This window comes from Photobacterium kasasachensis, assembly GCF_050336885.1.
GTDB classification, from domain to species: domain Bacteria; phylum Pseudomonadota; class Gammaproteobacteria; order Enterobacterales; family Vibrionaceae; genus Photobacterium; species Photobacterium kasasachensis.
Window position 1 is genome coordinate 222984 of record NZ_JAKJSH010000005.1, and the last position, 14519, is coordinate 237502.

A 14519-nucleotide genomic window follows, 5' to 3' on the forward strand; every position below is an offset into this window, starting at 1 on the left:
TATGTCAGCTGTTTCTTTTCTTGGTCCACGATGGCTCCGGTGGTTGTTGATCGCATTGGTTGTCTGCCTTTTACAGGGGTGCAAAGACAACCTGTATTCCAACCTTTCTGAACAGGATGCCAACCAGATGTTGGCGCTGCTGCTTAACCATGGCGTTGATGCCGAAAAGCAGGGAGCCAGCAGCGATACCATTAGCCTGAAAGTCGAGAAGACGCAGTTTGCCTATGCGGTTGAGCTGCTAAAGCAAAATGGTTATCCGCGCCAGCAGTTTTCCACGGTAGAAGACTTGTTTCCGCAAGATGGGTTGGTGGCAACACCCACCCAGGAAAAGGCGCGTTTTGTTTATGCGCTGTCGCAGGCGCTGGCCGAAACCCTTAACCAGATTGATGGGGTGATCAGTGCCAGAGTGCATTTGGTGGTACCGGAAACCGTCAGGGGAGCGACGTTAAAGCCCTCGTCGGCAGCCGTATTTATCAAACATGCGCAGAACACCGATGTCGGTCAGTTGATCCCGCAGATCAAAAGTCTGATCCAGAACAGTATCGAAGGGCTTAAGTACGATGATGTTCAGGTTGTGATGGTTGCCTCGCAGGTATCGGCGCAGCTGTTAGCACCAGTCGTTGCAGAAAACCTGCAGCCGACGCCAATGGTGCTATACGGTGTGATTGGGTTGCTTGGCACTATGATGTTGGTACTCACTGGCGTCATGATTTGGCAAAGAAGGCAGCAAAAGCGGCGCGATCTGGAGGTGCTTGAGCGTGTTACTCAGAGCCAGTGATACAGAGCAGCAGTTGGTAGTGAAGCATTGTTTGTGTTTGCATCAAGTGATCCATCCTACCCAGGCAGCGGCAGCACTTGCTGAACTCGGATTAACGAAAGCAGAACTACCTGATAGTGAAGGCTCTGAGTCGGGTAATGCGGGATTAAATAGCAGCCAGTGGTGGACAGAGGATTTATCAGCGCCTCAGCAAGCCTGGCTCAATCAGGGGCTGCTTGAGCACTTTGATTTGATGCCGCTGTTGTCCGAACTGGCTCAGCTGCAGTATTGGGCACTATTACCGTGGCAGGTACTCGAAGAAGTGCTGACACTCTGGAGTGCGTGGCTTCACCTTGATGCGATCACCCGGATAATCTGTCGGAATGACCTGCAAGCAATCAGAGATAATCTTGGTAATGATTACGATTGGCTGATGGCGCATGGGCGGCTGCATCCTGCCAATCCACACCCTACAGAGCTATCTAGCCACTCTTATTCCTCGTTGTCCTGGCTTTCCAACCTCACCAAGCGTTCTCGCTCCAAGTCTGCCAGGACTCCATATGCAATTACGGCATTGAATTGGCAGCAGGAAAAAGCGCGAACACGAAATTTGATAGTGGGAAAGCTCACTCAGGATTGGCCCGAATGCTGGCGGCGGCTGATGCAACTGAAGTTACCGATTTGTTCGGAAAAGGAATCTATACCTCCATCTGCACTTTCATCATTGTCGATAAACACGGCAACCCTGAATGCTCTCTCTCCTAGCTTAATGGTTTGTCTGCAAAGGAAATCCCCTGAATGGTACGAGTGGTTACAACGATTCCAGCCCTGATGTCGGCAGGAGCGGGAAATAGAATCATAACGGCATCGGAGCTTGAGCAGCACCAACAGGCAGAAGAAATACTGGCGTCTGCACATACGCAAGCCGAGGCGATGATTGCCGAAGCGAAGTTAAAGGCTGAGGAAATGCTCGAGCTGGCAAAAAAGGAAGCCGAGGCCAGACAAGCCATCGTCGTTCTTGATATCGAGCAGCAACTGCGAGAACGCTGGAAAGAGACCTTGTCGGCATTGGAATCCGAGCTGGCTGGAATAGTCAAAGAGGCTTTGATGACAATGATTAGCCAATATCCGGAAGCCGATCAAGTCAGATCATTGGTCAAACTTGCTCTGAGGGAAGTGCAAGACAGCCAGAACGTGATAGTTCGCGTACCTACTGAGCACCTCAGCGTGATGACTCGTGATTTTCCCGATATTCAGTGCGAGGGGGCTGACCATTTACACAATGCGTGTGAAGTTGAAATTGGTGACCAACTGTTTGTGGCATCGATGGGGCATGTCATCGAACAGCTTGAAACACGACTTTCAACGGCATCGCAATAGATGATAACAACAAGAAGAGGTAACTATGAACAAAGAAGCATGGCAAAAAGCGTTGGCCGAAGTGACGGGAAGTCCTTTGGGGTTTGATGAAAATGATGTGGCATCAATCAATCATCCTTCGCTCTCGCTTACAGTCAATTTCTATTATCGCCCTGATGGCGTCGTGCTCTATACCCAGGTAGGGCGTGTAAATCATGATCAACAGTTGCGCGAGTTACTGTCTGCCAATTGTATGTGGCAGCAGACAAACGGGGCGACCTTATCTGTGTTTGAGGGCAACCAGGTATTGCTTGCCTATCTGTTCACCGCCGAACAAGCACTGCAATGGGCACACCAGTATAACCAGTTTTTACAGGCCGCAGCGTTCTGGGCTGAAAAACTGATTTCACCAGATGGGACGGTTCTTGATGAGACAGCATCTGATGAGGCTGTATCTGCATTCGCTGATCTAACACCATCGGCAATCGCCAGCGCGAGTTTCGTTTGATAAGGAGTTTCCATGGTTAATTTCAATGCATCAGCGGTTGGACAGACGCGAGCGCTCGATCAGACGCAACATGTTCAGCAGCAATCGACATCATCAACTTCCGGAGCTATCCCACCTCCTGCAACACCATCAACGATACCGAGCCATAACATTACTCAGCCTGCCGACCGGGTGAGCCAATTGTTCTCTCAATCACAGCTCGCGCAGTTCCACCAACTTCCAGAATCCTCACGCCATTTATTACTCGAAACGCCTTTTCTCAAGCAGCAGCAAGAACCGCTGAGCAAACAAGCCTTTCATCAGGTGATGGCAGCAGCCGGTCAGCTAGAAACATACAAAGGTTCAGACGAGCGACTTCAGTTAACAGCCAATGCACTGTTGGGGAAAACTTATAATGCGGGTGATCAGACGGTTGTAGCCAAAGCACTGGATCACCTCAGCACTCGTGCCTTGCCGGCAGAGGCAAAAGCCAATCTCGTCAAGGCGCAACAGGTGGTAAAGAATCTGGCAACTCAGACGGACGCGAAAAGTCACAGCCAGGCCTATGAGGCGTTAAGAGATCTTGCATCGTCAATGCCGAAAAGTGATCCGCAGACGCTTTCTGTTCGCCAGCTTGCCGAGCAAGTAAGAAGCGGCGGGATGGAACAGCTGAGAAATGAGTTTAAGCAGAGTCTGCAAGACCAGTTCCACCATCTGACCAAAGGAGGCACAGAGCGTGCCGTGTCTTTAAAGTTTGATATCGGACCGGCGCTGGGATTATTTAACCTCAAGGCGGCATCTGCGACCGTCGGGTTTGGGTATGACGTTAAGGTCACTGGCAACGACGATACCCGGATCCGGGCATCTCACAAGGGAAGCTTGAGTGTCAATCTGGAGGCGGGTGGCGGTGAAACGCCTGTCAAAGTCGCGCTGACTGGTAGCCTGGCACTGGGCAAGACACAGGCATTTGCCAACTTGGACAGTTTTATTGATTACCATGCCAATGACATGCTGGTTATGTTGGCAGGGGAGGGAGCCGGTAAGCTAAAGCATAATTTCAAGGGCATGATCCAGGCGCGCAGGGCGGATGCCCAGATGCGGAATGTGGTTAGTCACAACCAGCAACTGACGAAGCAGTTAATACAGCAGAATATATTAGGGCAGGGCGATAAGATTCAGGTCAAACCCCGTCAGTCAGCGACGCCGATCACGGCGGTTGGTATGAGTATCGACGGTAGTGCCTCATTGGAGGCCGGCATTCACGCGTTAGCCAAACTAAAAGGGTCGCTACAGGGTTCTGTTGTTCATACCACCTTTACCAAACATGCCAACTTGCTTGATACCCTGATGACCGAGCCCGATCGCATAGAGAGTCGGCCCGGTAAGTTCTTCTCGGTATCGGTTCCCCTGAAAGATACGGCTGTGATGGATTTGTCTGATTTTCTCGGTGATCGTCAGACCAAACAAGGCGCGGAAGGAAGGCAGTGGATTCAGGAGACAGAAAATGAGCTGATGAGACTGTCGACAAAGCTGAGTGAGGAGCCGTTCGGTCAGGATCATGACGGGGAGATGTATCAGGACAAACTGGCGGCCAAGCGCAGTGAACTGAAGGATGTCATTGTTGCTCTCAAGCTGGAATATGATTCATACCTGAATGTGGTAAATAGTTATGATGCAGCGCGAATTGGTGGGGAAAGTAGCGCGATAAAGCGCGATCTTGGCCATATCAAGCATGCATTTGAAGGAAGCCGGGGAGCAGAAGGGCGCGGTGAGTATTTAAGGGCAGTAATGTGTACTCATGCCAAGCTGAATCAGGCTTATATGGCAAGCTTCAGGGAAGGGGAAGTACCGCATCTTAATCCTCAGGAAGCACCGTTTAGCCAGTTTCTGAAAAGTGTGGCTGACGACTTCAGGACGCCTCAGTTAAACCTCGAACAGCAAAAGCATATCGATAAGTCTCTTACGCTGACATCAGGTGCCATGAGTACCAATACTCAGTTAATGGGGACCGTCTCCACCTCGGTTCAGGTGCCCGTTTTGGGCGAAAAAACCGTTGATCTCGGGGTGAAATACAACAAGATCGACGGTGATATCAACCCTGATAACGATGGCGAATATATCAATGCGTCATTAAAGCTTGATATCCCGGCGGTGAAGGATAAAAGCTCTGCGATCAAAGGGATCCTTAAAGAAGGCATTGGCCGGTTCTTGAGTGAAAATAGTCTGGAGTTGAGTGAAATTGACGGCCTGGATGATTTGGCATTAAGTGGCTCACTGAGTGCCAGTACCCAGTTTGAAGGCAACTTTGTTAAAGGGGAAGACAACAAATACCACCTGCAGTATATCCGTGCGACAGAATCGACGTCGTTAGGCGGAAATGCATCGGCCACAGCCGGAGCGGTTAAGCTGGGGGCGGGTATCACTCACAGCAGCAATGATCACCTTGCCGAGTGGATCAGTGATAACACGCTGACTTACCTGCAAACAAAGTTCAATGGCTGGCAAAACGGCCAGCAGCCTGCACTGTGGGATCAGTATGCATCGCACCACGAAACAGGCATCGGCAAAGCCTTCGATAAACTGACAGAGAGTGATTCGAATATTGCCAAGGAGCTGGACAAGCGGGCGGGTGATATACCAAACGGGCAGCACCTGAAGGAAGTGCTATTAGAGAAAGCCGGACAATGGAAGACTGAACACAGTAAGGAAAACTTTCAGCAAGCGATGGGCGCTCTTAATGACTATTTCGATGCGCAGTACCTGACTTATAAAAGCGAAAGTGCCGAACGGCTGACGCCGAAATATAATGACTAGCTTTAGCAATAACTAGTCGGAACTAATACAAATGAATTGAATAAGTTTGGGCGCAAACTGTCAGATCCCATTAGGCTTCGGTCTTGCCTGACATGTTGCGTCTACTCGTTTTTGCCCCGTTTCTTCTATGGAATCCACGTGTAAGGGGGGAACATTCGTACCCTGTAGATACAAGTCTCCTTACGAAAAGTTATCCGAAATTGCTATTTAATTGACATCTTAGACCGAGTAATCGATTTATGCAGAATGACCTTACCTTTAGAGTCAACGACATGGGTAGTAAAATGATTTTTTGCTAAATCGATACTGCCAAAATAAGAATAATCAGACAGGGAGCCTCCAGTGTTAATAGTAACCACTACAGTGTGGTAGATCCCCTGGAAGGGGAATCTATGTCATCCGTTAGTTTGTAATCAGCAAAAGCAACCCAAAGTAAGATCATAGTTCATAGCTCAGGCTATCCGCCTGTGTGTTTATAGCCCGTCATGGTCTTTCAGGTGACACATGGAGCTGAGGGCTCGTTATGGTTTTGGCGTTTACTGTGACTTCTTCACTTTGGTTGCCCTGCATCTTGTTTCTTTGTTGCTGAAAACCGTTAAGACACAATGAATTGATTGTGCTCTGTGGTTGGTTCCAGTGAAAGCATTCTTTGCAATATAGGGTGTAGCAACTGGTTGAACTAATATTGAGTAACGTTTCTTTGACAAGTAGGTTTATCGGGTGTGTTCAATCAGTCAGCTAACCTACATACGATAATACAAGGACCTTTCTTCATTCTTATAGAGAGAGGTTGACGATAAAGATTGACAAAAACCTTGAAAATGCAAACATACTCCACAGAATGAAGTGATTAATGTTGCATATTGCCATTACATTTGTTCAGCTAAAGTGATAACTAAAATTAAGAGATAAAAGTTTGGTTTGTTTCAACGATATTATTGCCTTGATACTTGAACAATTTTGTTAACGAAAAGGATTTAATATGACAGCTTCACTTAAGATATGGCATTTTTTTCTTGTACCATTGTTGGTAGTAAGCCTTGTTAGCTGTAAAACCATACCAGATATTCCCATTTTAAATGATAGAAACATATCGCCAGAAGCAGAACAGCTCAATAATCAAGTAGATGATTTTAGCCAAACCGTCACCGAGGGGGCTGTAATCGGCGCGATAACTGGCACACTGGTTGGTTTGGTTGCAGGTGACAGCAAGGAGGCCGCATTAACAGGATTAGTAGTTGGGGCTGCTGGTGGTGCCGCTTACGGCTACTATATTGCTGGAAAGAAGCAAGAATACGCAGATAAAGAATCAGCTCTCAATGCGTTAATACAAGATTTAAGTGATAAGAATGAAAATCTCTCAGCAATGGTTAATACCGCTCAAAAGTTGCTAGCAGCAGATAGGAAAAGGCTGAGTGATTTGGAATCTCAGATAGCGCAAAATCAGCAGCAACAGCAGCAATTTGAAGATCTTGTGGCCCAAATTCAAAACGACCGTAAGGTTATTGCTAAAGCTATTGAATTAACAGATAAAAAGTATGAGCAGGCCACGAATAACCTAGCAAATTTTGAAAAACAGTTTGATGTGCAGGGTGAGGCAGGATTGCAAGCAATGTTGACTAAATACAATCAACAAAAGCAACAATTAGTTGCAATCGATAAAGAATTGTATGAATTAGTAGATAGGTCTTGATTGTGCGTAATATTCTGATAGTTACCACATCGTTATTGGTAGCGGCGTGCTCTTCTGTTAGTACTGACCCTAATAAGGGCGGCTTTATTGGCGGGCTTAAAGGTATCGTCGGCGGCGAATATGACAAGCGTCTAACACAGAAACAGAGCGAAGTTGATGAACTAAGCGCGCTTAATGACACACTGGCCCGAAGGTTAGACCGGACGAACAATGAGCGCTCTATTGTGGATGTGGAGATAGGCAAACTTAGTGAACGCTTGAAAAAGTCTAAAGTTTCGCTTGATGCAAGCCGAAGGCTTTTAGAGTCAGAAGAAGCTACCAAACTCTCAGAGACAGAAGTACTTGCAGATATAAAGTTTGAACAGCAAAGATTAGAAACTTTGATGCTGGATCTTACATTAATTACAGCTCAATTAGAAAAAGATGAATTAAAAGCTATAGAAGAAAAGGAAGTAAGTATTTCTCCATCGATTTTGAGAAATGACGCCTTGGATAAGAACATCAAGCTGGCAAAATTAAAAGAAGAGAAGATATCACAAGATGTAAGTAAACACTTGTCTATAATTGATAAATTATTTAACAATTTGAATAACGCAGGCCATTAGTTCATATGTATTTTGTGAGCTAACCATATTTGGCGATTTAATAATTTGAAAAGAAAGAGAGCTATAAAATGCATATAAAAGATAAGTTAGAGCTGTTGCTCAGAGGTTTTTACTTTCCAGACGAAGTAAAAGAAGAAGACTTTGATTATCAAGGTATCTTTAAAGGTGAAGGTGCAAGGAAAGCTGAATTTGTAATTAGTAAACTACATAGCGAATTTGAACGTCCTAACGAAGAGTTATCAAATTATATATTTGTCAGCATAGGTGGAGCGGATGGGTCAGAAGTTGAAGAAGTTTTAAACCGAACAGCAATTCAGAAAGCCATTTTAGTTGAGTATGACGACAAGGCAGCAAATGCAGCTAGAGCGCGTGCTGTGAATTTACAGAAAAATAATAAAACTCTACAAGTTATTCAGGGCGATATAACTCAGAAACTCGATGAACTTGTGTCTGAATTAAAGCGAGAGAAAAAGAATAATCACATTCATGGATTAGTATTATCAGCCCAAGCAGTACTGCATGAGTTGCCAGATAGAAGCCCAAACTATAGGCACAATACGTTATTTGGCAAGCTGTTAAATGTGTTTGATAACTGCTTTTATTTTAGTCGTGAGCCTATTGCGCCTCAGGGCTGGCCTGAAAAAGTGGAAATGAAGATCGAAGGTGTAAGTAGCGATCGGCTTTCGATTTTTTCTGGCTTAGTAAATGACAAACTCAATATAACAAAAGAGCCAATCATACCACTTGAACCTTATGCCGAAGGATTTGTGAACCTTTGCTCTACGCTTGCCGTTGAAACACTTCACAAGTTACTGCGTTCTGATAATGATAAACAGCTTGCTTATGAGTTACAAGAGCAGTTGACCAGCATTCAGCCTAGTCATATTCAAACGATACTGGATAAGTACCTTGGACATCTATCAACAACAGTTGAACCTACCTCTACAGATGGCTTTGTCAAAGCTGTTAAGTCAGCTAAAGTGTTTGTGAGGAATGAACAAAATGCGCCACTACAATTGCCTCAAACACATGCTCGTTTTATTGCTGAGAGGGTAAAAAAAAATAGTCGAGAATGAGCAGGTCAGTCAGCCAGAAAAGAAAAATAGCTATTTTAATGAAAAAAAACAGCCATCTTCGTTTGATGAAAAATATAATCACCAAATAAGTCAAAAAATTGACATCCCCATTAAATTTGGTGGTAAAAGCTATACTGAGACTTTTGTTTTTGTTGCAGCTACTTCAGCTAAAAGTAGTTGCGATGCAAAGAGTGGATTCTGGATTCAGCAAAGTGTCATGCCAGCATTCGACAAAGGAGACGGCTCTACTCCATTTTTAGGGAGTAGCTTCGAAAGGGTAGATCAGATAATTGAGCAACTACAACAAGAAAACTCGTTGGAATTTCAATTGCCAAGCTACGAACAATGGTTTGATGCTATCACAGCAAACAATACGTATGAGCTTCTAATAAAAGGCCAATATCAGAGTATTATTCCTCGGGTACTAGACAGAGGATCTGCCGAAAATAAACATCCTCTAGAAATCAACTTAACGCCAAGAGGCCTGTATGAATTCTGCAAGGCAGAGACACCAAAACGGACGAGTGCATATGCCCCTGTATACTCCCATGCTGGAGAATTACATAGAGAGAGTATGCATCATCGACATTACCACTCAAAAGCTACATTTAGGTTGGTATTGAGCTACTTACCTGCACATTTAGGATAAAGAAAATGGATTCTCAGGATAATCAGAATCAAGACAATATTGGGCAGGCGTTTAATGATTTTCCAACTGATGAACAATCGGAGGTTATCGAGGAAGAGATTCTAGATCCTCAGCAAAGTGCTTATGAAGAGTTGGGCAAAGCGAATGAAAATAGTCAAACCGATCGAGGCGAACACCATAACTCAGGGCAAAGTAGTGAAGACCAAGAGCTTGATGAGTTTGAAGACGCAGACATGCAGTTGCCGGTGGGGTTTAAAGAGCAGCTAAATGGACAAAGCGCTTACCTTGTTGACGCTGATGAAGTCCACCTACCTGAACTTGATGAAGTTCTATACTCTGAACAGTACGTGGCTGCCTGTGAGGTGATGGACAGCATTGAAAGTTCTATTCTGGTTGTATATGGAGAGGCATATGTTGAGGATGTGAGCCTAAGCATTGCGACAAGAGTTGAACAGGAGTTTTCGAGTCTATTTCCGGGAAAACTTCATTTCAGAGACATTCCACAAGACGATGTGCTGTTGCATAGCCCGGTGGATGAACTGTTGGAGCTATTTGAACGTGAGCTAAAACAAGGTGACAACATAAGGGTAAATATTCAATTAAATAGTCACCCTAAACTATGCCGCTGGCTCATTGCGAAAGAAAACTTTGAGAGACTGAACACACTGATTACCAACAGAGAAGCTTACTTGCTTGTTTGTATTTATCGAGAGCAGTATTCCATCGAAAAAAGTCTGGATAGTAAACTTAGCGCAATGGCCGAATCTATCTATATTGATTGGACAACTATTCTAGTTAATAAGTGGCATGACGCGATAAATCTTGAAAGTAAAAGTAAGCAATACTTGCTGGGGCTTTTCCCAAAGAATCGCTCAAACTGGTTGAATAAAGCGCCACGTGCAGCGGCATTTTTGTGCTCTCAAGCTATCGAATCAACCGCTGAAAAATCAGATGAGGAAAAAACTAATCATATCAAGAGCTTGATTCAAAAGGCATTTCAGGACAGCCAGAAAAAAGAGTCTCAACAGTTAAAGCAAATTGTTGAACAAGGGTGGCAAAAGCCATTAAAGAAAATGCTCCTCGCGATTTATTGCTGTTTGTCTGAACGCCAGCCAGTTCGCTACAAAGAGCTGAGAGCATGGGGGTATTGTTTTCTTCAACAGAAATGTGTGAGATATCCAGTTATTCAGCAAAGAACCCATGAACAGAGCGAGGTGAGTAACGCGGCTTTGGGAGAATCACCTACGACCATAAAATCTGACCACCAGTATGTGGATACTGATGCGAGTGCTTTATGGTTGGAATACTTCGATGAGTTAATCGATAACTGTAATCTTTCTATTGAGCGCACGTCTGAATATGGGCTGACAATAGGGGTAGTAAACTTAAGTGAAGATTGGTTAGTTGAAGAGTTTTATCGTCGATACCCAAGCATGACTCAGGAGATCTACGATTATATTATAGACCGGAATATGTTGTTCCCTGGGCCTGAAGGGAGCAGCGCACCATCCATTTCGGAGTCCAATGGTTTTTCACATTTACTTATGTGTGTAAATCGCTTCAACAGCGTGGACTTTCCTATCTCCACAACTCTCTTTTTGCTGCTTGAAAAAGGTACCCAAGTAGTTATTGCCAGAGAGCGATATATACGAGCTAACACTAACGGGAACCTGAGCAGGACAAAGTCCGAAAACATTCTTAATTATGTTTCTTCAGGTATTGCATATTATATTCAAGCAATTCAAAGAAGCAGTGTATCGCAGGAAGAGTATAAGCTTTTTCTCAGTGAATCTTTAAACGCAACAAAAGGCGATCACCTTAAAACTAAGCTGTTAATCAATGCATTTGGCCTTTTAGCGGTTCAAAAAAAGTTCGCGACTTTGGATTATATGTTTGAGTTTTTGCGCTTTAGTCAGAAGCAGAGTATTTCAGAGGCCGCTAAGTGTTGGTTAAACATGCGTCGTGTCTTTGCTTACCATATGAGTGCTTCCCTTACAGAAAGGTGCCGCGTACTTGAGCAAATGGGAGACATGACAAAAAAGCAGGAGGAAGAAGGCATTATACACATGACCTACTCAAGGCTATGGTTTGATGCAATACGTTCTGACTTCTCTAATTATAGTAGCAATGTGAAAGGCAGTTTTTCTGAAGTTATTGCGAAAAAAGACTATCAAGAGATCTCTCGGCTATTGTCTTACTACAAAATGGTTAACACCGAACTGGTGTCTTTTAGTGTTCGGAGTCAGTATCTAGTCCAGTACATTGCCAACATGATGTTATCAGGGTTACAGAGCGCTTTAGGTGACACCATGACCTCTACTTTTGAGACCCTTCATCTTAAGTTGAGTGAAATTCTTTTTACTGAATATTTAGTTCAGGTCGCCCAGAAACAGCATGCGCGATATAGCCAAAACCCACTTGTGTTGATGAAGCAGTACAAACAAATCTCTCAGGTCAAGGCACATGACAAGCTCAATGCCACAAAGCAGAAGGTGTACGTTCAGTACTTTTCTACCGCGCTTGCCGAGTGGGGCTCTGGGGCTGCAGGTTTAAATAAAGATCACAGCACACAAGAGTCTTTGGACATCCTCACTGTATATTTGGAAACCCTGGATGAAACGTTTGAGCCAGAAAGCATTCACCAAATTTGTGCTCATTGGAAAAGTACAGCGAGTGTTTTAGAGCAGCTTGAGCGAGAAACAAGCCGACCCGACGGGGCAAATCATCATTTAGAAGTTATTTATTTAGAACTGAAAAAACTGATGCGATTCAAAGTGAATAGGTATCGCAAGATGGCCGAATATCTTGGTGGCTTGCAACAGAAAACAGGAAAGGAAATAACCAGATGAGTATTTCAAGACCAATCGATGGCATTTGTAAGAAACTTACCGGAAAGGATGAACCGGATAGCTATCAAAAACTAGTACGATTAGGCAGGGGGGGGGAAGTGCTTACCGGCTTTGGTGCTAGGTTAAAAACGTCACATCGATTTGCCGTTCGTAATGACTACCGCATTGAAGGAGGTATATCTACAGTGCGAATTCGTGATTTTATCGCAGACAAAAATGTCGATATTCCAATACGCTGGGCGGCAAGTTTGGTGAGAGATGGCGTGGCATTAATCCGTGAGAGCGTGAACACCAACGAATCTGTGCACCATACTCTTGAAAATGTAATGCAACGTGTTTTGCAGGCTGAAGCAGATCAGCGTGGAACTGAAGACTTAGGCTCTTGGGCCCATAGTCAAAACTCTGCATTAACAGCTCTGGTAACGGCAAAGTTGGAAACGCTGGACTTGGAAGCCGTCTGTGTTCTTGAGACTAAGAAGTTTGTTTCTTCAAGCATGGAAGTAAAAACGCCCTCTTTCTCTGTACGTACTTTAGATTCAGACAGAGATATCTCTGTCACTATTGATATGCGGATTGATCCATTACAAGGCAAAGGCCAATCAGGGCCCAAAAGCAAGTTGGATTGGGATCTGCAAATAAGAACTTGGACCAAAGACTATGTTGAACGTAACGAAATTCTTAATAAAGTCTACTTGGATTCAAATTTTGACCGCAGACTGGAAGAACACTTAAACGAAAAGTTAGCTAACATCGGATGGACTATCCAGCGGTTTACATTGAAAACACCGCGCATGGTTCAAGAGGAAAGTTTGTCAGACATATTTCATGTTAATTGGACAAGCGCCAAGGGGCAAACGTTTAAGTTTGATGTTAAGTTGGCGATTGTTATTCAAGATCTTGGCCTATATGACAAAATGGACAAACCCAGCTTAAAAGCGTTTGCTCAAGGAGTATTGGACAAAAGCTTTGAAGACGTGTTGTTCAAACGTGATACGGACAGCCTGAGTCCTGATAATTTCAAAGAGGTTCGAGAAGCTGTCCACAATATGGTGAATCAGACAGCCAGCCGTTATGGTATTGGTTTAATGACGCTGGTGCCAGACCCTGCAATTCCTGAATGGGAGCTACTTAAGTCTAATATTTATGACTTTACGCCGAGGGACTATGAGACCAGCGATCCAGGTAGTAAAGCTAACTTCAAAATTAACTTAGAAGGACGGATTGCTTCAATCGGCTCAGCGTTCTTTGCGACCTCTATCAAAGGGGTCTCGGTCGCGCAACAAATTGAAAAAATTGCAACAGATAAAGCTGCTATTGTGATGCGCGAAGTGGAAATAAGTGATTACTTCGAACATTTTTACGAAGGCGCAGGAAGTAGTCCTTCTGTAAAAGAAAAGCTTGAAGGTGCGATAAAACAAGAGCTGAAAAACCGATTTAATTTCGAAACGCAATACATCTCTATTTTACAAAATGATCCAGAGATGCGTGAAGATCTGCGAAAACTAAAAAATGATGCCGTCAAACAGACAGATATTGAGGTGATGCCTGGTTTGGCAGAAGGGTATGTAGGAGACGATTACCTGATCCCAATTGCTATTCGTTGGCGATTTGATGAGCCGAGTAGAGGTAATGCTGTCAATTTGAACTATAGGCAGCTCAAATTAGATGAGTTGGTCGAATCGCTGCCAGATAAAATGAAAAGCATCTTGGCTGGCTTACCCTATTCAGAACTAACCGCTTCAACTTTTGAAGAGAAGAAGACGCTGCAAAAGAGATTGTACGACAAGCTTAGTGCTGATCTAGGCAATCAAGGTGTTGGAATATTTATTGAGTCTGTAGTCCCTGGTGTCAGTGAGTGGGCTAAGTTGGATTATTGGAAAAACAAGGGGCACCTTGTTGAAGAGGTAAAATTAGCCAAAGAGCGACAAGCGCTAAAACATGCCAAATTGAAAGAGTTTAATACGGACACGTTAGCCATTGAGGCAGACTATGAAACGTACCAAGCTCTGAAAAAGCGCAGAATTCAGAGCATCGAAAACGATGGCCAGATCGAATATGAAGTTGAACAGAAACTACAACAACTGGAGCATAAATTAAGTCAGCGTAACCTGGAAGATCGTTCCTTTGGTTCAGACCTTCGAGATTGTACTCCGGCAAAAACTCATCAAGGCCATGAGGCTAGAGGATTTACGGAAGAGTAACACTTCGTATCAACAGGATTTAAGAAGGA

At 44.3% G+C, this 14519-nt stretch carries 11 protein-coding genes and 1 pseudogene; 11 read left to right on the top strand and 1 reads right to left on the bottom strand.

The genetic code is table 11. The features are described 5' to 3' along the window. Position 1: 1 nt before the first annotated feature. The 5 genes from sctJ to L4D19_RS05395 are packed head-to-tail and all read left to right on the top strand — an operon-like array spanning position 2 to position 5417. The gene (gene sctJ, locus L4D19_RS05375; RefSeq protein WP_428451562.1) at positions 2-778 is read left to right on the top strand and encodes a type III secretion system inner membrane ring lipoprotein SctJ; all 777 of its coding nucleotides are present in this window, start codon (positions 2-4) and stop codon (positions 776-778) included. Next, complete coding sequence (locus L4D19_RS05380) at positions 759-1589, top strand: SctK family type III secretion system sorting platform protein (protein WP_428451563.1); 831 nt, start codon at positions 759-761, stop codon at positions 1587-1589. The genes sctJ and L4D19_RS05380 overlap by 20 nt, the downstream gene beginning before the upstream one ends. Beyond that, on the top strand, positions 1556-2137 hold the full coding sequence (locus L4D19_RS05385) for an HrpE/YscL family type III secretion apparatus protein (protein WP_428451564.1): 582 nt from the start codon (positions 1556-1558) through the stop codon (positions 2135-2137). The genes L4D19_RS05380 and L4D19_RS05385 overlap by 34 nt, the downstream gene beginning before the upstream one ends. Before the next feature lie 25 nt (positions 2138-2162). Then, complete coding sequence (locus L4D19_RS05390; RefSeq protein WP_428451565.1) at positions 2163-2624, top strand: type III secretion system chaperone; 462 nt, start codon at positions 2163-2165, stop codon at positions 2622-2624. A 12-nt stretch (positions 2625-2636) separates the two neighbouring features. Then, complete coding sequence (locus tag L4D19_RS05395) at positions 2637-5417, top strand: hypothetical protein (protein WP_428451566.1); 2781 nt, start codon at positions 2637-2639, stop codon at positions 5415-5417. Between the two features lie 215 nt (positions 5418-5632). Here L4D19_RS05395 and L4D19_RS05400 read toward each other — a convergent pair. Next, positions 5633-5749, bottom strand: a pseudogene (locus L4D19_RS05400) (IS110 family transposase); the annotation flags it as partial. 650 nt (positions 5750-6399) lie between these two features. Here L4D19_RS05400 and L4D19_RS05405 point away from each other — a divergent pair. The 6 genes from L4D19_RS05405 (at position 6400) to L4D19_RS05430 (ending at position 14490) form a co-directional block, all read left to right on the top strand. Then, positions 6400-7110, top strand: a complete 711-nt coding sequence (locus L4D19_RS05405) for a YMGG-like glycine zipper-containing protein (protein ID WP_428451567.1) — start codon at positions 6400-6402, stop codon at positions 7108-7110. A gap of 2 nt (positions 7111-7112) precedes the next feature. Beyond that, a complete protein-coding gene (locus L4D19_RS05410) occupies positions 7113-7715 on the top strand; it encodes a hypothetical protein (RefSeq protein ID WP_428451568.1) in 603 nt (200 codons plus the stop codon). Positions 7716-7783: 68 nt separating this feature from the next. Further along, complete coding sequence (locus L4D19_RS05415; protein ID WP_428451569.1) at positions 7784-8791, top strand: hypothetical protein; 1008 nt, start codon at positions 7784-7786, stop codon at positions 8789-8791. Positions 8792-9008: 217 nt separating this feature from the next. Continuing rightward, a complete protein-coding gene (locus L4D19_RS05420) occupies positions 9009-9440 on the top strand; it encodes a hypothetical protein (protein ID WP_428451570.1) in 432 nt (143 codons plus the stop codon). A gap of 5 nt (positions 9441-9445) precedes the next feature. Beyond that, entirely contained in the window at positions 9446-12289 is a 2844-nt protein-coding gene (locus L4D19_RS05425; protein WP_428451571.1) for a hypothetical protein, read from the top strand. Then, a complete protein-coding gene (locus L4D19_RS05430; protein WP_428451572.1) occupies positions 12286-14490 on the top strand; it encodes a hypothetical protein in 2205 nt (734 codons plus the stop codon). Before L4D19_RS05425 ends, L4D19_RS05430 begins: the two co-directional genes overlap by 4 nt. Positions 14491-14519: the final 29 nt, after the last annotated feature.